Below are 23,618 nucleotides of genomic sequence, written 5' to 3'. Positions count from 1 at the left end.
TATAATAATATGACAAGATATGTCAAAAGAAAAACGGCGGACAGACTTCACTGCACTTACAGTGCAATAATAGATGTCTTTGAGCTTGAAAACAACAGAGAACCCACGAGTCAGGAATTGAACAACATTATAATTGCGATAGGAGACCGTGGAGCCATATCAAAGTAACATTATTAATAATTATGCTCCATTATTAATAATGATGCTCTGCATCGTTAAAAATCGAAATCTTTAAAACCAATTATATCTTCTAATCATTAAGAAAGTTATAAACCATAGAAATGCTGGAGGGTACAAACGAGTAACGTCCAAGTCTGTTATCAGTGCGGCAAATGCACATCCATATGCCCCATGCGCCGAGTCTCAAAAACATCTCCGCGCAGTTCTATTTATAATTCCAATGTCTACGGGCATGAAACAAAGGACATCTGGACATGCCTCACATGCGGATTATGCCCGCAGGAGTGTCCACAGCAGGTGGATTTCTTAAGTTTCATAAAGGAGGAAAGGGAAGGGAAGCAGCCCCTTGAGGTAGCACACCTCGGGGTTTTCACGGAATTTGCGGAATTGAGTTCCAAACTTGATGGGAACAAACCTGAAAACAAATCCGATTCAAAATATGGTTACTTCCCCGGATGTGTGGATTCGCTGGGTTTATTCCTTCACGATGTCAAAACCGATTTTGGGGAGATAACCACCTCATCGCTAAAGCTTCTTGGAAAAATAGGCATAGAACCCCGGATCATGCAGATGAAGTGCTGCGGTCATGATGTGCTATGGCAGGGGAAAAAAGATGTTTTTGACAGGCTTAAAAATCACAATACCAGATATCTGAAAGATAGTGGTATCGAGACCCTTATCACAAGCTGTGCCGAATGCTACCGCACTTTATCGAAGGATTACGATCTTGGTATCAGGGTGATCCATATAGCCGAACTCCTGGACAAGCTTGGAATGAAGATAAACTCGGAAGTGACCTACCACGACTCATGCAGGCTTGGGAGACATATGGGCGTGTATGATGCGCCCCGAAATGCTCTTTCCGCGAACGGTGCGAAAATAAAAGAGATGGATCATTCAAAGGAGAATGCCCTTTGTTGCGGGGTGAGCAGTTTCATGAATTGCAATGAGCAGACAAAAGCCCTGCGAATAGCCCGTATGGATGAAGCTGAGGCGACAGGTGCAAAAACGTTGATCACAACCTGTCCAAAATGCCTTGCGCACTTTAATTGCCTTAAGAATGAAAAGGATGCCGTGAAGAAATATGATCTTGATGTTGTCGACCTGAGCGTGTTCCTTGCTCGACAATTGGATGAACCCATCAAGAATGACCAGATATCTGCGGGTTTATCAAAACTGGAGGCTGGCGAATGATAAAGACAAGCGAGCTTGATCCTGATTTCAAATATGAAATTGCAAACGAGGCGGGCGGAGAAAATATCAAGAAATGCTTCAACTGCACAGGCTGCACGGTGGGCTGTCCCGTGACCGAGATTGACAAAGGATACAATCCGAGGATGATACTTCGGAAAGCTCTCCTCGGTATGCGAAAAGAAGTCCTGACCGACGATTCAATCTGGCTTTGTGCGTCATGCTACATCTGCTACGAACGCTGCCCTCAGGATGTCAAGATAACAGAGGTCATTGGAGCTATACGGGCCATAGCCCAGCGCGAGGCAAAAGCCGGGAAGATAATAATCAATAATCCCAAACCTGTCTTTGATAATCTTTTTATTGATTCAGTCAAAAAGAACGGCAAATGGTACGAAGCCGGGGTGAGCGGTACGTTCATGCTGAAAACCAAAGGTATCGGAGGGGCAATTGGCTACGCTCCTATGGGACTTGGTTTGTTCAGGAAAGGGAAATTGAGCATTCTTCCGCATAAAATAAAAGGCACTGACCAGATTAAACGCATCTTTGAGGAAGTGGAGAAAAAATGAAGCTTGCCTATTATCCCGGTTGCACCCTTCATGGCACTGCGCGCGAATACGATGCATCCACAAAAGGAGTGTGCAAAGCGGCAGGCATAGAGCTTGTTGAAATAGAGGACTGGAACTGCTGCGGCGCGCTTGAGGCGATATTTGATAAGGAACTGTCCATGGGTCTTTCTGCGCGCAATAACATGCTGGCACAAAAAACAGGTCTTGACCTTGTGATACCATGCAGCATCTGCTCGCACAACCTTTCAAGGGCCGACAGCGCCATGAAACAAGACGGAGCCTTCAGGGCAAAGATAGAAAAAGCACTCGGAGAAAAATATAATGGTATTAAGATCAAGCATCTTCTGGACGTTGTGGTAAATGATGTGGGAGTGGATGCGTTATCCAGGAACTTCAAAAAAACTCTGAAAGGCATCAAAGCCGTGCCCTACTATGGATGTCTTCTCGTCCGCCCCTCCGAGGTATCAAAATTCGATAACCCCGAAAACCCGATGTCTCTTGATAACCTTATCAAAGCTACAGGTGCTGAATGTCTCCCTTTCACCCAGAAGACTAAATGCTGTGGCGGGAATCTCCTGATGAGCAAACAGGACTATGCATTCATACTTACAAAGAAACTCTTCGATGAAGCAAAAGCTGCAGGCGCTAACTGCATCGTTGTGGCATGTCCCATGTGCCATATGCTGCTTGACGGCCAGCAGAGCATGATAGAGAAGGCACATAACACTGTTATCGATATGCCTGTTCTTTATTTCACCCAGCTTATCGGCCTTGCCATGGGTTTGAGCGAAAAAGAGCTTGAACTTGACAGGAACATGGTGTCGCCTGCCAGGCTCATGGAATCCATCGGGAAAGTAAAGCCCGAAGAAAAGAAGGTAGAGACCAAAGGCGAAAGTAAACTTGAAGCGGAAAAAGAGGTGGCAGAATGAAGGGCTCGGTAGCGGTCGTAGGTGGAGGAATAGCAGGCATCCAAGCTGCCCTTGACCTTGCAGACAGCGGCTTCAAGACCTATCTTATAGAATCAAGACCGAGTATCGGGGGAACGATGGCCCAACTCGACAAGACCTTCCCGACGAATGATTGCGCCATGTGCATACTTTCTCCCAAACTCGTTGAGACCGCAAGACATCCTAACATCGAATTGCTCTCATACAGCGATGTAACATCCATCACCGGCAAAGCCGGGGATTTCAATGTAAAAGTGGTTAAAAAAGCTCGTTATGTTGATGAGACAAAATGCACGGGCTGCGGCACATGCACTGAGAAATGCCCCTCGAAAGTGGCGGATGAATATAATGCAGGAATGAGCAAGCGCAAATCCATCTATATTCCATTTGCCCAGGCGATCCCGAGAGTGGCGACGATAGATTCCGCTCATTGTTTGTATCTCACAAAAGGGAAATGCGGCGTATGCAAGAAGGTATGCGGGCCAAAAGCAGTGGATTATGAACAGAAAGATAAAGAGATCGAACTCAACGTAGGTTCCGTAGTCCTCGCAACGGGCTTTAAACCCTTTGACCCCTCAGTTCTGAGGCAGTACAGGTTCGACCATCCAGATGTAATTACATCGCTCCAGTTCGAGCGTCTCCTGAGCGCAAGCGGCCCCACGCAAGGCCATGTGACAAGGCAGTCAGACGGCAAAGTCCCGAAAAAGATCGCATTCATACAGTGCGTTGGCTCCCGCAATCCGCGCATCAACAGGAAACACTGCTCCTCGGTGTGCTGCATGTATGCCACCAAGGAATCCATAATCGCAAAAGAGCATGACCCTGAACTGGATATCACGATTTTCCACATAGACATACGCGCCTTCGGCAAGAACTTTGAGGAGTTCTACAACAGGGCACGGAGGGAGTACGGCATCAAATACATTAATTCCAGGCCACCTGAAGTTATCGTAGATTCGAACAATGCTTTATCTTTGAAATACGAAGATTTCAATACAGGGGATCTGGTGAACCGGGATTTCGACATGGTAGTGCTCTCGATCGGCCTTGATCCCGCAGATTCGACCCGTAATATTGCCCAATCTTCCGGCATTGCACTTGATGATTTCGGGAATATTGCCACAAGCATTGAAAACCCCGTGGAGACGAGCGTTGCCGGGGTATATGTCTGCGGCGTGGCCCAGGGGCCGAAAGATATTCCCGACACCGTGGCCCAGGCAAGCGCAGCGGCATCCAAGGCTGCAGCGTTATTATCCGGTGAAAGGGGAACCCTTATTAAAGAGAGAAAGTTCCCTGTAGAGAAGCCGCTTTCTCCCGTGCCTCGCATCGGCGTTTTCGTCTGCCACTGCGGGATAAACATAGGAAGCGTTGTCAATGTCCCAGCCGTCGTAGAGTATGCAAGAACGCTGCCCGGTGTTGCGCATGCGCAGGAAATGCTGTACGCATGTTCCTCAGACTCCCAAGTCACGATAAAAGATGCTGTCGCAAAGAACGATCTTAATCGTGTTATCGTGGCATCATGTACTCCGCGAACCCACGAGCCTCTTTTCCAGAATACATGCCGCGAGGCAGGACTTAACCCGTATCTTTTCGAACTTGCCAATATCCGCGAGCACTGCTCCTGGGTACACATGAAAGAGAAAGAGAAAGCCACCGAGAAGGCAAAGGGGATCGTGCAGATGGCAGTTGCAAAATCAGCCCTTTTCCAGCCTCTATACAAGCAAAAAGTGTCGCTTATCAACAATGCGCTAGTTCTCGGCGGCGGGGTGGCCGGTATGACAGCTGCGCTCGATATTGCCAATAATGGTTATAATGTGACCCTTGTCGAGAAGGAAAAGGAACTTGGCGGGATGCTCCGGGAAATGACCGAACTATACGATGGAAAGAAACCTGCAGATGTGCTAAGAGACCTTATCAAGAGAGTTGATGAGAATAAGAAAATCAAGATCGTAAATGAGGCCAAACTCATGAAGGTGGAAGGCTATCTTGGTAACTTCAAGGGAGTTGTGCTTTCAAAAGGAAAAGAAATACCAGTTGACTTTGGGGCGGCCGTTGTTGCAACGGGCGCACGGAACTTTGAGCCTTCCGGATTGTTCAATTATGGCAAGGATAGCCGTGTGGTCACGCAGGCGCAGCTTGAAAAAATGCTTGGAAAAAGTATTACAGCAAATACTATCACGATGATCCAGTGCGTCGGGGCGCGAAATAAAGAGCGTGAATACTGCGGGCGCACATGCTGCGTGGATGCGGTGAAAAACTCAATAAGGATCAAAAAAGGGAAAAGCAGCGCAAACGTCTATGTGCTTTACAGGGACATGAGGACGTACGGAGTGATGGAAAAGCTTTACGAGAATGCAAGAGACCTTGGCGTAATATTCATTAAATATGATGCGGAAAATCCCCCAAAAGTTCAGGGCAGTTCAGTTGTCGTGCATGATTCCATGCTCAACGATGATATCGAGATCGCTTCAGATCTTGTGGTCCTGAGCACACCTCTCGTTGCGGGCGAGAACGAAGAGATTAACCAGCTATTCAAGATACCTCTTGATAAGAACAAATTCTTCCTGGAAGCCCATCCCAAGCTTCGCCCGGTGGATTTTGCCACTGACGGCGTATTCCTGTGCGGGAGCGCCCAGGCCCCGAAGCTCATGGATGAAGCCATATCGCAGGCAAGCGCCGCTGCATCCCGTGCCTGCACAATTCTATCCCGGAAGTTCATCGAGACCGAGGGCGCGATATCCGTTGTGAATGAGGCAAAATGCATAGGATGCGGAACGTGCGTTACTATGTGTCCATATAATGCACCATCGCTGCAGGATGTGACGGTCAAAGTCGAAGAGGTCACTTACACCACTAAGAAATCGCGCATCAATCCTGCTGCGTGCAAGGGCTGCGGCTCTTGCGCGGCTGCATGCCCCGCTGGAGCAATCACAGCCCAGCATTTCTCATCAAAAGAGATAGGTGAGGCGATCAATGCATTTGATAAGGGCGTAAAGAGCATTTCCATCGGCGTTGTGGAGGTAACGGTATGAGCGCAGAAGCGGCGTCAGGCGCGCAGGCGGGAAATGGCTGGGAGCCGAATATCCTGGCATTCTGCTGCAACTGGTGTTCATATGCTGGCGCAGACCTTGCGGGCGTGAGCAGGTTCCAGTATCCTCCGACTGTGAAGGTACTCCGTGTTATGTGCTCAAGCCGGGTCGAACCCGCATTTATCCTGAAAGCATTGAAAGACGGAGCAGACGGAGTGCTCGTGGCTGGATGCCATATCGGTGACTGCCACTACATCGACGGGAACAAGAACGCAGAGGTCAGGATAAATAATACAAAGAAAGCACTGGCAAAACTGGGGTTTGATAAAAGGCTTCGGCTTGAGTGGATCTCTGCCAGCGAAGGATTACGATTCTCAGAAGTTATTCGAGATTTTACAGAAGAGATCAAGAAATTGGGGCAAAACCCTGTCAAGGAAGTGAAGAAATGAGCGATGGTACTGAATCAAAAAGTACTGATATTAAGAAGGATAGCGATGAAAAACGGGTAGGCGTTTTTGTATGCGAATGCGGCGTGAACATAGGCGGTGTTGTTAACACAAAAGCTGTTGTTGATTATATTGGAACTCTGCCCGGCGTAAAGGTCACTTCCGTCAACAAGTTCACGTGCTCTGATTCCGGACAGGCCGACATCCAGCAGAAGATAAAAGAGTACAACCTCAATCGTGTTGTGGTTGCGGCATGTTCGCCAAAGACACACGAACCCACATTCCGCGCATGTATCGAGCAGATGGGATTGAACCAGTACTTCCTTGAATTCGTGAATATCAGAGACCACTGCTCATGGATACACATGTGGGAAAAGGAGAAGGCCACAGAGAAAGCCAAGGATCTCGTGCGCATGGGTGTTGAGCGCGCAAAATTGCTTGAACCCCTCCAGGCAAGCGAAGTACCGGTCACTGACAAAGCCCTTATCATCGGTGCGGGTGTGGCAGGAATGCAGGCTGCGCTTGACCTCGCTGACATGGGATTCCAGGTGTACCTGGTCGAGAAGGAGCCCTCAATCGGCGGCAGGATGGCACGCTTTGACAAGGTGTTCCCCACGAACGACTGCTCCATCTGCATCCTTGGTCCGAAGATGGTGGAAGTGGCAAGGAACAAGAATATCAAGATAATGAGCTATTCAGAAGTGAAAGCCGTGGACGGTTATGTGGGCAATTTCAATGTGAAGGTCGAGCATAAACCCAGATACCTTGATATCGCCAAATGCACAGGCTGCGCCAAATGCAGTGAGGTGTGCCCAGTTGAGGTGCCCTATGATTTCAACGAAGGACTTGGCACGCGAAAAGCGATCTTTGTTCCCTTCCCCCAGGCTGTGCCGCTGCGCGCCGTTCTTGATAAGGAGAACTGCATTTCATGCAAGGCATGCGCAAAGGCGTGCGAGCGCGGCGCGATAAATTATGATATGCAGCCTTCGTATACTGATCTTAACGTGGGCGTCATAATAGGGGCGGTCGGCTTCAAGACCTACGATCCCGAGCCCAGGCACGATTTCGGGTACGGATTATATGATAATGTCATCACTGCAATGGAATTTGAAAGATTACTTAATGCCGCAGGTCCAACGGGCGGGCACGTCGTTCGACCTTCGGACTGCAAGGAACCGATACGTGTTGGATTCGTGAACTGCGTTGGCTCGAGGGATAAGGCTACCAATATTTACTGTTCTGGCGTGTGCTGCATGTACACCATCAAGAACGCGCAGCTGCTGAAAGAAAAGCGCCCGGAGACAGACCATACGATAATGTACATAGATATCAGGACACCCTTCAGGGGTTACGAGGAATCGTATAACAGGTCTCGAAACCTGGGCGTGAAGTTCCTTCGCGGAAGACCTGCGGAAGTGAAGGAAGACCCGGTTACAAAGAACATCAAGGTGCGTGTCGAGGATACGCTGGCAAATGATATTCGCAATCTTGAATTCGACCTTCTTGTCCTCGCCACGGGTATTGTACCGAATGAGGGCATAAACCAGATCCAGCAGTTATTGAAATTATCGAAAGCGGCTGACGGCCTGCTCATGGAAGCCCATCCAAAGCTGCGGCCCGTGGACACCACCATCGATGGAGTGTTCCTTGCAGGCGTTGCATCAGGACCAAAGGACATTCCCTATGCGGTCTCCCAGGGCAGCGCATGTGCAAGCCGTGCAACAATACTGCTCAAGAACAAGAAAGCCATAACAGAAGGCATCACTGCCGTCGTTAATCCGGATGTATGCGTGGGATGCGGTGTATGCATACCCATGTGCCCGTTCCAGGCCATAAAGATGGATGAATCGATCGGTAAGGCAAATGTCATGAAAGCACTTTGCAAGGGCTGCGGGACGTGCGTGACAGCATGCCCGACCGGTGCGCTCGAGCAGAGCCACTTCAAGAACGAACAGGTGCTTGCTCAGGTCAAGAACGTGTTCAAGTTCCAGGAGGTAGCAGCATGAGTGCTGCTGAGAAGCCCACGGTGGCGGGGAACGGCTGGGAACCCAAGATCGTGGCGTTCTGCTGCAACTGGTGCTCCTACGGGGGCGCAGACAGCGCGGGCATGGGGAGATTCCAGCAGCCACCGTCCACAAGGATCATACGAGTCATGTGCTCAGGCAGGATAGACCCGCTTCATGTGTTCAATGCGTTCCTTGAAGGTGCAGATGCTGTTTTGGTCACGGGATGCCACATAGGGGATTGCCATTATGTCAATGGCAACGATAAGACAAAAATAAAATACAAATTCCTTGAAAATGTGGTGCGGGAATTGGGAATCGAGAAAGAGAGGCTCCAGCTTAACTGGATATCTGCTAGTGAAGGGGAGAAGTTCGCTAATTTCATCCGCGATGTCACGGAGCAGATAAAAAAGATCGGGCCAAGCCCGCTTAAACCAGAGGGGGTAGCCTGATGCAAAAAGGTGAGATGTACGTGGGCTGGTCAACAAAAGAAGAGGTCAGGAGCCGGGGAGGCTCGGGAGGTCTTGTAACCTCAATGCTGGCGGCGGCGCTTGAAAAGAAGCTTGTGGATGCTGTTGTAGTACTTAAGAAAATAAATGAGTTCGAGGCTGTTCCGATCATCACCTCTGATGTCAACGAAGTATTGAACTCTGCAGGTTCCCTGCACTCTGTTCCGAGCAACTTTGCAAAGTTGATCGCGAATAGAGATTTGAAAATAGCACTTCCTGCCAAGGGATGTGATGTACGCGGAATAATCGAGCAGGGCAAGCGCAATGCGGTAAATCTTAATGATACGTTCATCGTGGGATTGAACTGCGGAGGATCGATGCATCCTGTCGTAACCCGCGAGATGCTTGAAGTGATGTACAAGATAAAACCCGAAGATGTTCACGGTGAAGAAATTGAGAAAGGGAAACTCATCTTCGAGACAAAGGATGGAAAAGAGCATGCAATTACCATCGACGAACTTGAAGAGAAAGGATACGGAAGACGCGAGAGCTGCCGATATTGCACGATAAAGATCCCCGGCAACGCCGACATTGCCTGCGGCAACTGGGGCGTCACCGGAGACCTTGTTGGCAAAGCCACATTCGTTGAAATAAATTCTGAAAAGGGGGCAAAGCTCCTTCAGAATGCCATCGACGCCGGATATGTACAAGTGCAGAAGCCAGATGAGAAAGGAGTTGCAGCACGTGCCAAGATAAAAGGCGTGATGGAAGGTCTTGGAAAGAAATGGAAGGATAAGGTCTTTGTCCCGATCGATAACAGGCTCGATTATTTCAGGAAAGAGCTTGAGCACTGCATAGACTGCGGGGCATGCAAGGCTGTGTGTCCCACCTGCTCATGCGGCGATATTTCAAAGTGCACGGAGTATCATTCAAGAGGCGATGCCTACAAGATGTCCATGTATCACCTTGTGCGCTTCTTGCATCTTGCTGACTCTTGCATCGGGTGCGGGCAGTGCAGCGATGTATGCCCGGTGGACATACCGCTTACAAGGCTGTACAGACGCTTTGCAAATCCTGTGCAGGAGCAATTAAAGTACGAGCCCGGAATGGATCTGAGGAAGCCACCATACTTTGAAGCAAAGCTGGAGGTCTGAGACATGAACGTATATTCAACCATATGCCCGGGCTGCAATTTCGGCTGCGGTCTGTATATCCGCGAAAATGGCGCTATTGAAGTGGATTTCAGGAAATCCTCACCTGCCAATGCCGGGAAGTTATGCAGGTTCGGGATGAGCCTTCCCCGCCTCTATTCACCTGTAAAATCGGCGGTGGATGGAAAAGAAACAACGCTTGAAGATGCGGCAAAAGAGGCGGCTGGGAGGATCTCGGCAGGCAAGGTTGCATTCTTATCCCCCGGAAATACCACATGCGAGGAGCTGCTTGCGTTCCAGAAACTGGCTGAATCATATTTGTGCACAGGAGCAAACTTTGAGGCATTCCCGAAGGATGTGTATCAGACGCTCAGCATTGGGATACCCTATAGCGAAATCGAGGCTGCAAAGCATATAGTGCTTTTCATTGATCCCTATGAGCAATATCCGCTGATAGTCCGGCGGCTTCTTTCTGCCAAGAATAAAGGTGCAAGAATTACAGCTGTATGGTGGAAAGATCTGCCTCTTGCCGATGAGAATATCAGACCTGCCGATATTCCAAAACTTCAGCTTACGAAAGATTCGCTTGTTATCTCGGATTTCCATCCGCTCTCGGATGTTGAGCAGGTGAAGAGCGTGCTTTCACTTGCAAAGAGCGCAGGCTCAAAAGTAACGTTCCTCAAGCCCTTCGCGAATTCGACGGGCGCTTATATCCTTTCTAAGGATGCAAAGCAAAAGTCACTGGCGCAGCTTGTTGAGGATATCAACAAAGGGGCGGTAAAGACTCTGTTCTGCCTGGAATCCGACCCATCCGCGCTGATTCCTTCTGAGACCCTTTCAAAGCTCACGAACCTGATCGTCCAGACCGGACATGCAGGCACGACAAAAGCGAACGTGGTGATAGCCCATGAGCCCCTGTACAGGAAAAAAGGCACGCTCCTCAATAATGAAGGAAGGGCGCAATCACTGGGCGGCGCTGGAACTAGCGGGCTTGATGCGCTCGGGATAATTGCGGGTACCAAATTCGAGTTCAATTCACTGCACGAGACCATGAAAAAGGTGCTGGGGATTAACGCAGTCGATGAGTTCACGATCCCGAAATACGAGAGACCAGCATACGGCGCAATCCAGGCGGCACCAAAACCGCCTGAAACAAAAACTGCACTTGTGAGCGTGTATAACCCTTTCATGTGGTTTGGTTTGCCTGATGACAACGATTTCGTGGAGCTGAATCTCAACACTGTAAGGGCGCTCAAACTCCTGAAAGGCGGCATGTTAAAGATAAAGTCAAACGGAAGCGCCGTTGAAAAGAAATTTAAGGTCGCGCCTGTACAGGATAGTATCCTGCTCACAGGTAACAGGTTCGGGATAGAGAAAGGTATTATCACGCCCGTTGAGATATCGAGGTGATGGGCATGGCGGAAGTAGTAAAGAAAGCAGTCAAAACAGAAAAGCCAACTGAGAATGCAGCGACGCCGGGGACGGCCGATGTGCAAAAGGCGGCGCCCAAAGCTGTAGAAGCTGAAGCGCCTTCGCCTGAAATAAAAGCCGAGGCTAAGAAGGAAGCTGACCGGGGCAAGGAGTTCGTTGACGGTATCATGTCTGAGATGAGCTTGAAAGGCGCATCAAAGAAGAGGCTCATCAGGACGCTGGCAGAACAGTATAATTTCGATAAGCAGAAGGTGATGTTCAGGCTCAAGCGCGCGCTGATCACGGAGAGGTATGCGGCGGTGCACGCGGAAGCGGGAGGAGCGGGACATTGAGGGAAGGGACGTTATTGTTTTATATCGATACGCTATAAAACCACAAGTAAAAGTCCTAAAATTATCATTTCTGTAATAATAACTTTGATGCGGTCGTCGTTTATTCTCAAAAGGCGAAAGGCGCCGCGCGCTCACATCGCACCGCCGAGTTCTTACAAGTTCGCATCAGTTCGTTGCTTTTTATAAAAGACTGCTGCCGCGCTTCTTCGCGCTCTTTGCGGTGGATTTTAATTACTGTATCTGCTCCTGTTTGTGTTATCAGAATACTTTCGCCCCGCTTCGTTAGAGTTTATGCCCTCTCCCCCCCTAAAACAACTCATCAGCATTTAAATACTATAAAAATTAAATATATGTTACAAGAGGCTATCAGAGGGATTAAATTGGAACTTTTGGATGCGATATTAATAACCATTAAAGCCGCAGGAGATTGTATTCCAGGGCGAACTGCGATTCAAAAACTGGTCTATTTTGAATCTTTATTTGGACTTGTTGATGTAAAATATAAGCCGCATTACTACGGTCCCTATAGTTCCGAAGTCTCCAGCACCATCCACGAGCTTACATACCTCGATTTTGTGAAAGAAGAAGTGGAAACCCGCGAAACAACCGGATTTACAGTCTCTGAGGACTGGAAAAGGTACTGCTATACAATTTCCAGAGACGGCAATGAGATAACCGAACATATTAAGAAAGAACACACGGATGAATATAATAAAATTGTAAATTTAGTCAAGATCTGCAAAAAAACCGCGAACCTTGATGTAAATATTCTATCGTGGGCTGCAAAAGTAAATTACATTCTTTCAGAGCAGGGTAAGCCTATGACACCTGAAGAAATAACATTAACAGCCGAATCTTTTGGCTGGAAACTGGACCAGTCACAAATTGATACTGCGGTCGAACTTTTAAAGCAATTGAATCTTTGTCAGGCTGAGTAATGCTTGAATTTGAAAAATTTTTCAGGGATCCTCTTTATGGTTTTATCGGGCTCACACATAAAGAACTGGAGCTTTTAAGTACACCCGTCGTTCAAAGACTCAGGCGAATTAAGCAATTGGGAAACACTCATCTGGTCTATCCAAGCGCCTGCCATTCCAGATTTGAGCATACGCTTGGAGTTCTTCATATAGCAACCAGAATGGCAGAAAAGCTCAGACTAAGCGACCATGAGATTGAGATTGTTCGCTATGCTGCGTTGCTCCATGATGTCGGGCATGGACCTTTATCCCATAATTTTGAAGCTATTCTTGAGAATGTGAACAAAAAAGAGATCAGCCATGAGGATATTACACTCCGGATAATAGAAGAAGATGAGGATTTAGACAAGATTCTGGGTGGCTTGAAAGATGATATTCTTTCTTTATTTAATGAAAAAAATGATAGCGTCAATGGCAAAATTATTTCTGGAAACATCGATGCGGATAGATTGGATTATTTAAGAAGAGATTCCTACCACACAGGCGTAGCATATGGTATATTCGATCTTGAAAGGATTCTTCATACCATACAAAAAGTGGTCGATGGAGAGAGATCAGAGATTGCGATTTTGAAAAAAGGGCAAGATGCTATTGAAAGTTATCGTCTGGCTCGGTTTTTGATGCATACCCAAGTATATTATCATCATGTCAGGGCAATTTCAGACAATATGCTAAATCGCGCTGTGGAGATAGCCATACATGACGGGATTTTAGATGAGGATTTACTCAAATTTGATAACGATGAATTTTTGGAGAACTACCTATCGCTGGATGACAGCAGGCTTTTCATAAAAATATTATCGAACAAAGAAAGCAACTCATTCAAATTAATAAACGATTTGGAAAATAGAAATCTGTTGAAAAGGGGATTCGAAATAGACCTTAGAAAATTAAATCCAATGAAAAAAAGGAAAATAATGCGATTGAAACCCAAAGACTTCAAGATATTAGAAGAAGAATTGGCCGAAAAATGCAATTGTGATAAAGATTTTATTATAGTGCATTTACAAAAAATCGAGAATACATTATACAAATCTTCTTATGAATTTTTTAAGTCAGGTGAGACCCCCATACTCATTCTTGACGATGAAGGGCTTCACGAAATCGAAAAAGAGTCTCCTATTTTCGGCTCACAAGAACCTCTTTTAAAGTTATACGTTTTCTGTCCTGATGAAAATAAGTCGCAGGTAAGAGAATTTGCCAAAGATATTCTGCTATGAATAAAAACTAAATGGATTGATAACAGAATAAGGAAGGACTAATAATGAAACCCGATAGATGCAGTTTCTGCAAAGGCAAGTTAATGAAAGGAAAAACCGAGTTTGTTGTAAAGGTGGGAGAAGAGATACTGGTCATAAAAAATATTACCGCATATATCTGTAATGAATGCGGTGAAGCCTATTATTCTCCGAAAGAATCGGAAAAGATTGACAAACTTATGAAAAAATTCCAAAAATCCGACTTACTTGTTCACCCGCTTGCAGCGGGCGAATTGAGCTTGAGTGAAGCTACAGCTTGAGACGCTCTCCATATTTCCCTCCATGCTAAGAACATTTGAAATAAAAGACTACTGCCGCGCTTCTTCGAGCTCTTTGCGGTGAGCATATCTGGAATGCTATCCTGCAAATTCTATCGGCAGTCTGAATTGGATAGGTTTAAATAACATAATACTCTAAATCTTATTGTGAAAAATATGTTAAGGGGGTTCTTTCTGCTAATGCTGGTGTCATCCGCTATCCTGGGATCAACACGGGGAGCGCCTTTAGAAAACCTGAGCGAGATAGCCACTTTCACAACTTCCAACCCCCATGGCGCAGAGTTCTATGAAGGTTACCTGTTTATCGCTGATGATAACTCGCTTCTGATATACAACACAAGCGATCCAGAACGACCGAAAATTGCTACCAGATTCAATGACTTTGGCGGATCTGATAGGGTTCTTGGCCTGTCGATCTCGGATGAAAAGTTGTATGTTGCAGCAGGTCCAGGATGGGTATATGTGCTCAACATAAGTGACCCGGGAAACCCACGGGAAATTTACCATTACTCGTATTTCAGCTCCGCAAATGACGTAGCTGTCGCCGGCAGATATATGTATGTGGCCGATTCCAACACCGGAATGCTCATCTTCGATTTGAGCGACGAAGCAAACCCCTTGCTTGTGGGTAAGTTTTACGTTCAGCAATCCGATGTCAGCGGGTATATTCAGGGATTGGGTGGAATAGCGGTGGCAGCATCTGGAAATTACGCATTTCTAACAGGTGCGCGGAGAATGGGATTTTATATAATCGACGTGTCCGATCCATCAACGCCAACAGAGATGTTCCATACTATCGGAACAAAAATTGTCTATGATATAGCAATATCGGATGGCGGGGTTTATCTCGCACAGGCTGACGGGACATCGCAATTTGATCTGCTGGATGTCAGCAATCCTCATGCACCAAAGATCGCAGGCAGTTTTTCGATGACGGGACTCGCAGATAAAAGTGCCATAGCCATCCGTCCATCGGGTGATTACATATACGCGGCATCGGGCAACACATGGCATGTATTCAGGGCACCTCCCCCGCCTCAATTGATGATCGAATCGCCCGACCAGGGTGAAACATCCACGAACCAGACAATTATCGTTTCAGGCACGGCTTTTTCCGAATCCGGGGTCAAAGAAGTACTGGTCAATGGTAAATTCGCAGGAACTGAGGTATGGAATCAAACAATCACGCTTTTTGAAGGGGCAAATAATATTATCATAACCGCTTCCGACAGATACGGGAACAACATAACAAAAATCATACAGGTAACATACAGTCCCCCGGTGCCCGGCATCAAAACCCCGGCGCCAACACCTACCCCCATTCAAACTGGTATAAAAGCGCCAGTGACCTATAATCCCATGTTGGCAGTATTGATATTTGTGATATTTATTGCATTCGTAGTTATAATCTATTGGGTCTGGATGCGCAAGAAATAAGACGATGATGGCAATGCCACAATATGTTTCACGGTGACCCGTTAATCGTCTTAAATTTCAAAGCTTATGATAGCCTCCGGCGGCTTTTTTCTCTTCAAGAAAACCAACTGCGTGATTGGTGCAGTCCTCCTGATCAGGGGAACATACTACATAGCCGCAGCATCTCATTTATTTCAGAAAGCAGAGGTTGGAATTTGCGTCCATGTTGATGGCGGGGAGGGCATCGTAAAAAGATTCCTGGAGGACTATGACATTGCACTCATCGAGCTTCCTTCCGGCATTACAGCCGGGATCACCGAATTTGGCGACGCGGCCTTATTGGAGGATGCCGTACTCGCCAATGAGCGACACCGCATCCCCTGCAGGGTTATTGGCGCCGGAGCTTCGCTTCTTTATCTTCAGTTCCCCTGCTTTGACATGCCCCAGCCTGGCGACAGCGGTTCACCCATATTCCAGAAGGGGAAGGTAGTGGGGCTTCTATCTTCGATCATGCTGAGCAGCTGCACAGGGACAGCGGTCTCATCCGATGTTCTCCATGCCTTAAGCATTTAGGAATTCATTTATCAAAGCAAGCAAAATACAGGCATTCCTCGCGCGGTATTTGCGGTATTTCCACGCTCCCCTCAATGAATATAGCTGGAGCGTCCCTGATAAGAACCGCAGGGGTGCTCTCATCCGCCTCCCCCATGATTATCTGCGCCGCAGAGACCAGATTATCCGCAGTGGCGCGCCGGGTTATCAAAAGAGGCTTCCCGAATAGGTCTTTGTGCCCCCTCATATCCTCAACAGGCTCAATGCCCGCACAACCAAGCGCTATACCCACGCAGCCAAGGCGCAGCGGCTGTGTCCTGCTGTCGCCTATAATCACTGCTATGTTGCACCCGTATTCATCCATCAGCTTTTCCCTGATCTCAATGGCGCTTTGTCTTGGGTTTTCAGGCAGCAGAACCACATGCCCTTCGGGTGCATTGGAATTATCAATGCCCGCGCTTGGAGAGAGCACACCTTTTGTAATGGTCACAACCACGCCGGGTATCCCGCCAAGTATCTCCTCGGATTCCCTCAGTATTAGTTCCATTTTTCTCGGGTCGTTATAATAGAGTTTTGATAGTTCCATCGCTTTTTTACTTGGGGTAACATCTTCAAGCCTCACGATCCTTGCCTCTGCGCTTGCCACAGCCGATTCTGCAAGCACGATTATATCGTTTTCCTGCGGCCTGATCCCCTCCGAGGCAAAAGATTTGATCAAGACTTCTGCCATATTATCCCCCGGTCTGATCAAAGGAGTCCTTATACCGAATAACTTCATCTGGTAACCTCTTTCATTATCTTTATTGCGCAGAAATCCCCGCACATGGTGCAGGGCCCAACCTTTGGCGCAAGAGATCTTGCTTTATCGCTATCGAGAGCATAACTCATCTGTCCTTCCCAGTCAAGTTCGGCCCTCCGCTTCGCCAGGTTCCGGTCTCTTTCATCGCTCCCATATTTTATGGAATCTCCTATATGCGCCGCTATCTTAAACGCCATGAGCCCTTCCCTGACCTGCCCTGGACCTGGAAGCCCCAGGTGTTCAGAGGGTGTGATATAACACAGGTAGTCAGCCCCCGCTCCGCTGGCGATGCTTGCGCCCACGCATCCTGCGATATGATCATACCCCACAGCCACATCCGTGGGCAAAGGTCCTGCTACAAAAAGGGGAAAATCGGAACTGGCCTTGTGAAAACGCACATATTCTGCTATCCTGTCAGCACGCACATGCCCGCCAACCCCTTCAATCACGGCCTGCACTCCTTCTTCGTTCGCCCGCCTGGCAAGTTCCACGTTCTGTTTTATCTCTTCAAGTTGCGCCCTATCTCTCGTATCGTTTATACACCCGCTTCGCATAGTGTTACCGAGCGAGAGGACTATGTCATGTTCTTTCATGAGTTTCAGTATTTCATCAAAATTCTCGATGAAGGGGTTCTCACACCTGTTACGTAACATATATGCGCATGTGAGCGATCCTCCTTTTGATACCACCCCCAGGATCCGCCTTCCCTTTTCCAGTGCATTGAGGGTTTCAACTTTGGTGCAGTGAAGCACAAAAGAACTGACACCCTCCTCTGATTGCTGCTCCATGGTTCCAAGAATATCTTTCCCCGACATGTTCTCAAGACCTTTTTCAACTGCGACCTGGTAAATTGGAACCGTGGTTACAGGAAGGGTGGTGCTTTCAAATATTTTTTTCCGTATTTCGCTTATGTTCCCGCCCATCGATAGGTCTGTTATGGTGTCAGCACCGTACTTCTCTGCGATCCGCGCTTTTTCCAGCTCCTCCTCCAGGTTTATTTTTGAAGACGACGTCCCGATATTGACATTGACCTTTGTCGTCATGCCTTCACCTATACCGAGCGATCTTCCCCCACGTGCCATGATAACAACGCTGCCTTTTGCGATACGGGCAAGCAGATTGTCAATGTCAATCCTCTCCGATTCGGCCACTGCTTCCATCTGCGGTGTAATATCTCCGGCTCTCGCCAGATCCACCGTGGTTTTCATATTAAACCCGCCATTTCGAGAATATCTCCCGTATTTTCATGTGTAAGGATAGGCATTATATGCACTCCATGGCACATGCTTCGCAATTCTTTTATCAGATCAGCCGCTATTTCCATTCCTTCGGTCTCAGGATCTTTCGCAGCCCTCATCCGGCTGATTATATCGTCGGGAACTTTTATGCCTGCGATATTATTGTTAAGAAAACGCGCGTTCTTTTCCGATCTAAGCGGGATGACCCCGGCTATTATTTTTATTCCGCGTGACCCATCCACCTTATCCATAAATTCAGAAAACCTGTCAATATCGAAGACGGCCTGTGTCTGAATGAAATGCGCTCCAAGCTCAATTTTCTTCTTAAGTTTGATAAACGCAACTTCATTTAGGTCAGTATTTGTCACCGCACCCGTGCAAAAATCTGTCCCGCCTTCAAGCCTGCTGCCTGAAAAATCAAATCCCAGGTTCATCTTCCTGATCAATCCCAGAAGCTGCACGGAATCCATATCGTAAACCGGTTTTGCCCCCGCCTGGTCCCCTTTCGTGGGATGGTCTCCTGACATTACCAGTATGTTCTTTATTCCGTGTGCATATGCTCCCAGAAGCTCTGACTGCAATGCAAGCCTGTTCCTGTCCCTGCATGTGAGGTGCATTATTGTTTCACATCCCTGCTGCCGGAGCATAATGCATGCAGCCAGAGGGCTCATCCGCATCACTGCCCTCTGGTTGTCCGTGATATTGATGGCATCAATGCATCCCTTTATCAGATCTGCATCCTTCAGCAAGCCTGTTGTATCTGTGCCCTTTGGCGGACTTATTTCTGCTGTTATCAAAAATTTCCCGGAGAGGAGTTTTTCCCTGAAGTTCAAATCTTTTGCCCCCTAAATTTTTTCGCATGATCTTTTGGCTCATGTATGATTTCGAGATACTCGAGCTTGCCCATTTTCTTAAGCCTCTCATAAATCCCATCCCACGCGCATTGGCGCTCATCTACCTCACATTTTCCTTCCAAAGCGCCTCCGCACGGGCCGTTAAGCAACCCTTTGGGGCACTGGATTACCGGGCAAATCCCTCCGTAAAGCCAGACCGTGCATTCTCCGCACATGCTGCACTGCTCTTTAATTATCTCATCACGGCATATCCCCCCGAGGGATTCCGTATCCAGGGCCGGATATACCTGCAATCCCGCGAACCTCGATATTACGGACACCCCTCCACCGCATGACATGACCAGAAGAGCCTGCGCTTTTTTGATCCCGGGATTTTTAACCATCACTTCTTCCCACGAACCTATACTGCATGCAGAGTTCAGGACTGCGAATCCCACAATGTTTTTCCCTTCCTTAACAAGCCGGTTTCTCATTTCAATTGCTTCAGGTTCGCCTCCCACCCTGAGTTTTGCAGCACATTTCCCGCATCCGATTATGAAAATATCCCGCTCACTCACCAACTTTACAATCTCATTGATTTCCTTTTGTCTTGAAATTATCATGTTTTAGAATATCTGAAAACCCTGTCGTGCCTTTTTTCGATCAATTCAGTGAGCATATCCGCAATTATTGGTAAATCCCTGACCTGGGACCTTATTTTCTTTATGAACCGCTCTACCTGGAGCTGGGTACCCATAATTATAAGATCTACTTTTTCAACCTCGTGAGACACCGCACCCCGCGGAAGAGCGGCATCCCCTCCCCTTGCAAGCATCTCCTGTTTGATGATCAATGCTTCTGTTGTTGTTATATTCCTTAGAAGGATGTTGTACAAAACGGTCTTATTTTTCATGACCTGGCTGCCAGTTCTTGTCGAGCCGATAGAGGTCATTGACCATGCTCCATCATCTCGGTTCTCTATGCTAAGCAGTTCTGCTTCATAGTCACCTGATCTTACGGCAGGTATTCTCGCTCTTGCATTTTGCGCAACTCTCACAGCGTCCAGCGTAGGTCCCACATCGTGAGTGCGAATGATGTGGGCTCCGTTCCGTACTGCGATCGCAGCGGCTGCAATGCTACCATAAAGCCGCTCACCTGCAGTTTTTTGAAGGGTTTCACCGATAAATGACTTCCGGGACACGGCTGCCAGGATGGGTTTCCCGAAAATCCGAAGCCTCTGGATATTGTCTAATGTCTCGTAATCATACATCGTCTGTTTCTCTGGCGTCCATTTTCCTATGGCAGGGTCTATGACAATATTATCCGGATTTATTCCACCCCCTTCTGCCCTGCAGATTATCTTATCGAGAGAATCCATTACCGCATCCATACCCACGGGATCGCCGGGGACTTTGTCGCTTGCCATCAATATTACAGGGCAGTCATGCGATTTCGCCACCTCTATCATTCCCTCATCCGCAGTAAAACCGCTCACATCATTGATAATATCAGCTCCGGCGGAAAGCGCGTCCTCTGCTATATCCGAAAACATGGTGTCCACCGAAACAGGGGTGGTGATATCCTCCAGAAGCTTCATGACAGGGATGAGCCGGGAGCGTTCCTCCTCTTTTGAGATCTTTTGCGCAAGAGGCCATGTTGAGCGGGCTCCAACATCGATCAGGTCCGCTCCTTCATCGATCATCCTCCGGGCTGCATCGAGAACAGAATCCTCCGAGACCACAGAACCTTTATAAAAAGACTCCTTGCTGAGATTTATTACTCCCATCACTCTTACAGGTTGATCGTCCCCAACTTTCAATCCTGCAATGGTTTTTTCTATCACGTTTTACTCTAATACTTCTTAAGGTTATAAAAATGTAACCTTTAAGTATTCATTTTTAAAAATTCAAAAAAACCACAAAACAAATATTTATTTTATGCATATTAAACCTGATGGTGCTATGCTATAGTTTGATAGCAACAGGCGTACCAGGGCATTGCTTAGGATCAGTAAAATGTTCACGTCTTGGCATTATTCCATCCCTTTTACTATCTGGATGTACATATTATGTGATTTGTCGTTTTGTATTTCCTGTGCTTCTGGCATATCTTTTGACCTTGAGATTGCAGTTTTCTTCCTAAGTAGCGCATCGAGATAAAGACATCGTACTCCAAGAGCATCTTTTATTTCCATGAGCTCATCTCTTGATACCACAAGAGTAAAGTTTTCTTGTTGTTTGTCTTTATATATTTCCATTGTATTTGTCCTTCAGATACTACTTCATTTTGTGGTCCATCTCTTTCTCTATCATCCTGTGATAGGTCATCTCGATAATTTTTTCAAGATTCACCACGTCTTCTGCGTTGTATTTTACCAGTATATCAAGGGCTTCCTCCTTTCCCCGTTGATACATGTTCCACAATCTCACGGCATCAAATCCCATGATCCCGCAGGTTTCCTCACTTCTTGCTATGCCAAGTGAGGTCTCGATTTTCTTAAGTCCCCCGCTGTACCCAATTTTTTTCAGGGGATACATGAGGTCAACATGCAGATGATTGAAAAATCCAGGGAATTCGCGTTGAATAAAAGGAAGGTCAAACCTCGCGCCGTTGAATGTAACCAGCTGTTTATATTTACGGAGCTCATCCTGCGCACCCTCGAGATTGATGCCTCTTATAAATGTTTTCGTTTCCTTCCCGTTGTATATCCCGATCATCGTTATCCTGCTGAACTCGGGTGAAAGCCCGGTGGTCTCGATATCCACATAAGCAGTTACATTCTTAAAATGCCGGTACGCCCTCCACTGGTCGCGCACCTCCAGTCTCCGGGAGAAAAAAATATGGTTCTCGCATGTTAATTGCTCGATGGATTCTTCGATCCCCGATAACAATACCCTCTTTTTGGTTTTTGGCACTTTTATCAGGTTGAGGTTATCCAAAAAGTCTTCCCAGTTTTCTATGCCGGCCTTCCATATCTTCCGTTCTGTTGATGATCCGATTCCTGGTAAGTGTATATACGTGTTTTTCAGCATTTCAGTCAAAAGATAATATTTTGTAGTCCATGCTTGCGAGATTTACTATGGTCGCCTTCGCCGGCATGGGCTGGAGGTTCATCCTCTTCTGGAATTCTGTCTGGCTCTGCCATGTCCCGCTGTTTATTGTCAGCACATCTTTGTAGCGTGAAACACCGACAGTATGCACATGCCCGCAATGGAGGATATCCGGTATAGGGTCGATTACGAAGTGATCCTTTTTTTCAGGCGCTATTGAGACCCGGCCACCGTAAATTGGCGAGAGGTGGCGGAGTTTCAGCATTTCGTTCATGGGTTTTGAGGGATCGGCATAAGAAAATCCCGGCGTGTTTGCAATAATGTCATCCATTGACCTGCCATGATATATCAGGACACGTGCTCCTCCTATCTCCACCAGTGCAGGGTTGCCGACGAAGGTTATGTCTTTCCTGAACATCCTTGTTATTTTTTCAGGAAAGCGCGGCTGCGGCTCTGCCTGCCTCACTGCATCGTGGTTTCCCGGGGATATTATGATCCTGATGTGTTCTGGCACTGCGTTCAAATAACCCGCAGCTTTCTCATACTGCTCGTAGATATCCAGGACTGCCAATTCCTTATCCTGGTTTGGGAACACCCCTATTCCATCCACGACGTCCCCTGCTATGACAAGATAATCAATATCATCTCCGAGCCATTTCACGAACCTGAACCAGGCATCTTCAAGAAAGGTCTTACTGCCTACGTGGATATCCGAAATAAATACTGCTTTTCCCTCTTTTTTCCTTTCAAGTGAATTCTGGGTGTTGGGTAAGTCAGGTCTTATGATCTTGTTCGCGAATATGAGATTCCCATCGCTGGAGAGCGTGCCTGTTACTCCTATCACTTCATCTAGGAGGATGCTTCTTGCCAGTTCAAGCAACTCCTTATCTCTTTCCTTATGGATCAAAACGCGCGCAGTTCCTGTCCTGTCCTCTACCTCGATCAGTTTATGTCCGTTTGATGTTGTTCTTATATCTAAAACCATGCCGATTATGGAAAGTTCCTCTTTCGAATCCAGGTTACTTTTCTTCAGGCTCTCGATGGGTCTTCCGCTTAATCTCTTCCGCAGAATGTCCGAAAGCAGACCGTAGCGGTCCCTGAAATACCCCACAAAATCTGTGTATTCTCCTATGCAGGTTGACTGGTTCGTTATATCCGAGAGTATGGTCACGGGGCGGGGTCCGGAGATCTTGCCTGTTGAAGATTTTAACTTTTTCCCGGCAAGAGACTCATTTTCTTTTTCAATTTTTACGCCATCAACAGTTATCCTGGAGGTCAGAGGTTTGAGATGCTCTGCCCCGACCACCATCACCGAATCGTCCATTGACTTCAATAATACCTGTATCAATTCAGGCGATCCATTTGACCTCAATATATCGAGCGCCTCAGGGTCTATCTGGAATCCAGATTCCGCGAATACCTGAATGATCTCGCCAGTCTCCATGTTTAACCTATATACAGTGAGTCGAGATAAAATTTTTCCTGCCA

General features: G+C 47.3%; 24 protein-coding genes and 1 pseudogene. 17 read left to right on the top strand and 8 right to left on the bottom strand.

Going from position 1 to position 23,618, the window contains the following annotated elements:
• The first annotated feature begins 9 nt into the window (after positions 1-9).
• The 17 genes and pseudogenes from O8C65_05750 to O8C65_05670 all read left to right on the top strand — a co-directional run bounded on the left by O8C65_05750 (position 10) and on the right by O8C65_05670 (position 16,231).
• The gene (locus O8C65_05750) at positions 10-168 is read left to right on the top strand and encodes a hypothetical protein (protein MCZ7356418.1); all 159 of its coding nucleotides are present in this window, start codon (positions 10-12) and stop codon (positions 166-168) included.
• Between the two features lie 147 nt (positions 169-315).
• Positions 316-879: pseudogene (locus tag O8C65_05745) on the top strand ((Fe-S)-binding protein).
• Positions 880-954: 75 nt separating this feature from the next.
• On the top strand, positions 955-1,374 hold the full coding sequence (locus O8C65_05740; GenBank protein MCZ7356417.1) for a (Fe-S)-binding protein: 420 nt from the start codon (positions 955-957) through the stop codon (positions 1,372-1,374).
• Entirely contained in the window at positions 1,371-1,940 is a 570-nt protein-coding gene (locus tag O8C65_05735) for a 4Fe-4S dicluster domain-containing protein (GenBank protein MCZ7356416.1), read from the top strand. The genes O8C65_05740 and O8C65_05735 overlap by 4 nt, the downstream gene beginning before the upstream one ends.
• Entirely contained in the window at positions 1,937-2,869 is a 933-nt protein-coding gene (locus tag O8C65_05730) for a CoB--CoM heterodisulfide reductase iron-sulfur subunit B family protein (protein ID MCZ7356415.1), read from the top strand. Before O8C65_05735 ends, O8C65_05730 begins: the two co-directional genes overlap by 4 nt.
• Complete coding sequence (locus tag O8C65_05725) at positions 2,866-5,919, top strand: FAD-dependent oxidoreductase (GenBank protein ID MCZ7356414.1); 3,054 nt, start codon at positions 2,866-2,868, stop codon at positions 5,917-5,919. The genes O8C65_05730 and O8C65_05725 overlap by 4 nt, the downstream gene beginning before the upstream one ends.
• Positions 5,916-6,365: a hydrogenase iron-sulfur subunit gene (locus tag O8C65_05720; GenBank protein MCZ7356413.1), complete on the top strand. Its 450-nt coding sequence runs from the start codon at positions 5,916-5,918 to the stop codon at positions 6,363-6,365. The genes O8C65_05725 and O8C65_05720 overlap by 4 nt, the downstream gene beginning before the upstream one ends.
• Positions 6,362-8,368, top strand: coding sequence for a CoB--CoM heterodisulfide reductase iron-sulfur subunit A family protein (locus tag O8C65_05715; protein ID MCZ7356412.1), 2,007 nt, complete (start codon positions 6,362-6,364; stop codon positions 8,366-8,368). Before O8C65_05720 ends, O8C65_05715 begins: the two co-directional genes overlap by 4 nt.
• Positions 8,365-8,817: a hydrogenase iron-sulfur subunit gene (locus O8C65_05710; GenBank protein ID MCZ7356411.1), complete on the top strand. Its 453-nt coding sequence runs from the start codon at positions 8,365-8,367 to the stop codon at positions 8,815-8,817. The genes O8C65_05715 and O8C65_05710 overlap by 4 nt, the downstream gene beginning before the upstream one ends.
• Positions 8,817-9,968 (top strand): Coenzyme F420 hydrogenase/dehydrogenase, beta subunit C-terminal domain, encoded by a 1,152-nt coding sequence (locus tag O8C65_05705; protein MCZ7356410.1) that lies wholly within the window; start codon positions 8,817-8,819, stop codon positions 9,966-9,968. The genes O8C65_05710 and O8C65_05705 overlap by 1 nt, the downstream gene beginning before the upstream one ends.
• A gap of 3 nt (positions 9,969-9,971) precedes the next feature.
• The gene (locus O8C65_05700; GenBank protein MCZ7356409.1) at positions 9,972-11,375 is read left to right on the top strand and encodes a hypothetical protein; all 1,404 of its coding nucleotides are present in this window, start codon (positions 9,972-9,974) and stop codon (positions 11,373-11,375) included.
• A 5-nt stretch (positions 11,376-11,380) separates the two neighbouring features.
• Positions 11,381-11,728 (top strand): hypothetical protein, encoded by a 348-nt coding sequence (locus O8C65_05695; GenBank protein ID MCZ7356408.1) that lies wholly within the window; start codon positions 11,381-11,383, stop codon positions 11,726-11,728.
• Between the two features lie 380 nt (positions 11,729-12,108).
• On the top strand, positions 12,109-12,666 hold the full coding sequence (locus tag O8C65_05690) for a hypothetical protein (GenBank protein ID MCZ7356407.1): 558 nt from the start codon (positions 12,109-12,111) through the stop codon (positions 12,664-12,666).
• Positions 12,666-13,925, top strand: coding sequence for an HD domain-containing protein (locus O8C65_05685; GenBank protein MCZ7356406.1), 1,260 nt, complete (start codon positions 12,666-12,668; stop codon positions 13,923-13,925). Before O8C65_05690 ends, O8C65_05685 begins: the two co-directional genes overlap by 1 nt.
• 44 nt (positions 13,926-13,969) lie before the next feature.
• Entirely contained in the window at positions 13,970-14,224 is a 255-nt protein-coding gene (locus O8C65_05680) for a type II toxin-antitoxin system MqsA family antitoxin (GenBank protein ID MCZ7356405.1), read from the top strand.
• A gap of 174 nt (positions 14,225-14,398) precedes the next feature.
• Positions 14,399-15,679: a hypothetical protein gene (locus O8C65_05675; GenBank protein MCZ7356404.1), complete on the top strand. Its 1,281-nt coding sequence runs from the start codon at positions 14,399-14,401 to the stop codon at positions 15,677-15,679.
• 66 nt (positions 15,680-15,745) lie between these two features.
• Positions 15,746-16,231, top strand: a complete 486-nt coding sequence (locus O8C65_05670; GenBank protein MCZ7356403.1) for a serine protease — start codon at positions 15,746-15,748, stop codon at positions 16,229-16,231.
• Between the two features lie 4 nt (positions 16,232-16,235).
• Here the strand turns inward: O8C65_05670 and cofE are convergent, their stop codons facing one another.
• The 8 genes from cofE to O8C65_05630 all read right to left on the bottom strand — a co-directional run bounded on the left by cofE (position 16,236) and on the right by O8C65_05630 (position 23,574).
• Positions 16,236-16,988 (bottom strand): coenzyme F420-0:L-glutamate ligase, encoded by a 753-nt coding sequence (gene cofE, locus O8C65_05665; protein ID MCZ7356402.1) that lies wholly within the window; start codon positions 16,986-16,988, stop codon positions 16,236-16,238.
• The gene (gene thiC, locus O8C65_05660) at positions 16,985-18,217 is read right to left on the bottom strand and encodes a phosphomethylpyrimidine synthase ThiC (protein MCZ7356401.1); all 1,233 of its coding nucleotides are present in this window, start codon (positions 18,215-18,217) and stop codon (positions 16,985-16,987) included. Before thiC ends, cofE begins: the two co-directional genes overlap by 4 nt.
• Positions 18,214-19,080: a methylenetetrahydrofolate reductase gene (locus tag O8C65_05655; protein MCZ7356400.1), complete on the bottom strand. Its 867-nt coding sequence runs from the start codon at positions 19,078-19,080 to the stop codon at positions 18,214-18,216. The genes thiC and O8C65_05655 overlap by 4 nt, the downstream gene beginning before the upstream one ends.
• Entirely contained in the window at positions 19,077-19,703 is a 627-nt protein-coding gene (locus O8C65_05650; protein ID MCZ7356399.1) for a methylenetetrahydrofolate reductase C-terminal domain-containing protein, read from the bottom strand. The genes O8C65_05655 and O8C65_05650 overlap by 4 nt, the downstream gene beginning before the upstream one ends.
• On the bottom strand, positions 19,700-20,923 hold the full coding sequence (folP, locus tag O8C65_05645; GenBank protein MCZ7356398.1) for a dihydropteroate synthase: 1,224 nt from the start codon (positions 20,921-20,923) through the stop codon (positions 19,700-19,702). The genes O8C65_05650 and folP overlap by 4 nt, the downstream gene beginning before the upstream one ends.
• Before the next feature lie 189 nt (positions 20,924-21,112).
• Entirely contained in the window at positions 21,113-21,337 is a 225-nt protein-coding gene (locus tag O8C65_05640) for a hypothetical protein (GenBank protein ID MCZ7356397.1), read from the bottom strand.
• Positions 21,338-21,356: 19 nt separating this feature from the next.
• Positions 21,357-22,112, bottom strand: coding sequence for a ribonuclease H-like domain-containing protein (locus O8C65_05635; protein MCZ7356396.1), 756 nt, complete (start codon positions 22,110-22,112; stop codon positions 21,357-21,359).
• A gap of 1 nt (position 22,113) precedes the next feature.
• Positions 22,114-23,574, bottom strand: a complete 1,461-nt coding sequence (locus O8C65_05630) for a DNA-directed DNA polymerase II small subunit (GenBank protein MCZ7356395.1) — start codon at positions 23,572-23,574, stop codon at positions 22,114-22,116.
• Between the last annotated feature and the right edge of the window lie 44 nt (positions 23,575-23,618).

Origin of the sequence: Candidatus Methanoperedens sp., from assembly GCA_027460535.1 — an archaeon.
GTDB lineage: Archaea > Halobacteriota > Methanosarcinia > Methanosarcinales > Methanoperedenaceae > Methanoperedens.
The sequence above is the reverse complement of the archived record's forward strand: the minus strand, read 5'-3'. Positions and strand labels throughout refer to the sequence as shown.

What these genes read in the sequence shown, in the direction of transcription:
- O8C65_05675 (MCZ7356404.1), top strand. Translation starts at nt 14,399, where the DNA reads ATGTTAAGGGGGTTCTTTCTGCTAATGCTGGTGTCATCCGCTATCCTG.
- O8C65_05680 (MCZ7356405.1), top strand. Translation starts at nt 13,970, where the DNA reads ATGAAACCCGATAGATGCAGTTTCTGCAAAGGCAAGTTAATGAAAGGA.
- O8C65_05695 (MCZ7356408.1), top strand. Translation starts at nt 11,381, where the DNA reads ATGGCGGAAGTAGTAAAGAAAGCAGTCAAAACAGAAAAGCCAACTGAG.
- O8C65_05670 (MCZ7356403.1), top strand. Translation starts at nt 15,746, where the DNA reads ATGATAGCCTCCGGCGGCTTTTTTCTCTTCAAGAAAACCAACTGCGTG.
- cofE (MCZ7356402.1), bottom strand. Translation starts at nt 16,988, where the DNA reads ATGAAGTTATTCGGTATAAGGACTCCTTTGATCAGACCGGGGGATAAT.
- O8C65_05705 (MCZ7356410.1), top strand. Translation starts at nt 8,817, where the DNA reads ATGCAAAAAGGTGAGATGTACGTGGGCTGGTCAACAAAAGAAGAGGTC.
- O8C65_05630 (MCZ7356395.1), bottom strand. Translation starts at nt 23,574, where the DNA reads ATGGAGACTGGCGAGATCATTCAGGTATTCGCGGAATCTGGATTCCAG.
- O8C65_05700 (MCZ7356409.1), top strand. Translation starts at nt 9,972, where the DNA reads ATGAACGTATATTCAACCATATGCCCGGGCTGCAATTTCGGCTGCGGT.
- O8C65_05640 (MCZ7356397.1), bottom strand. Translation starts at nt 21,337, where the DNA reads ATGGAAATATATAAAGACAAACAACAAGAAAACTTTACTCTTGTGGTA.
- thiC (MCZ7356401.1), bottom strand. Translation starts at nt 18,217, where the DNA reads ATGAAAACCACGGTGGATCTGGCGAGAGCCGGAGATATTACACCGCAG.
- O8C65_05650 (MCZ7356399.1), bottom strand. Translation starts at nt 19,703, where the DNA reads ATGATAATTTCAAGACAAAAGGAAATCAATGAGATTGTAAAGTTGGTG.
- O8C65_05750 (MCZ7356418.1), top strand. Translation starts at nt 10, where the DNA reads ATGACAAGATATGTCAAAAGAAAAACGGCGGACAGACTTCACTGCACT.
- O8C65_05735 (MCZ7356416.1), top strand. Translation starts at nt 1,371, where the DNA reads ATGATAAAGACAAGCGAGCTTGATCCTGATTTCAAATATGAAATTGCA.
- O8C65_05740 (MCZ7356417.1), top strand. Translation starts at nt 955, where the DNA reads ATGAAGATAAACTCGGAAGTGACCTACCACGACTCATGCAGGCTTGGG.
- O8C65_05635 (MCZ7356396.1), bottom strand. Translation starts at nt 22,112, where the DNA reads ATGCTGAAAAACACGTATATACACTTACCAGGAATCGGATCATCAACA.
- O8C65_05715 (MCZ7356412.1), top strand. Translation starts at nt 6,362, where the DNA reads ATGAGCGATGGTACTGAATCAAAAAGTACTGATATTAAGAAGGATAGC.
- O8C65_05730 (MCZ7356415.1), top strand. Translation starts at nt 1,937, where the DNA reads ATGAAGCTTGCCTATTATCCCGGTTGCACCCTTCATGGCACTGCGCGC.
- O8C65_05720 (MCZ7356413.1), top strand. Translation starts at nt 5,916, where the DNA reads ATGAGCGCAGAAGCGGCGTCAGGCGCGCAGGCGGGAAATGGCTGGGAG.
- O8C65_05685 (MCZ7356406.1), top strand. Translation starts at nt 12,666, where the DNA reads ATGCTTGAATTTGAAAAATTTTTCAGGGATCCTCTTTATGGTTTTATC.
- O8C65_05710 (MCZ7356411.1), top strand. Translation starts at nt 8,365, where the DNA reads ATGAGTGCTGCTGAGAAGCCCACGGTGGCGGGGAACGGCTGGGAACCC.
- O8C65_05725 (MCZ7356414.1), top strand. Translation starts at nt 2,866, where the DNA reads ATGAAGGGCTCGGTAGCGGTCGTAGGTGGAGGAATAGCAGGCATCCAA.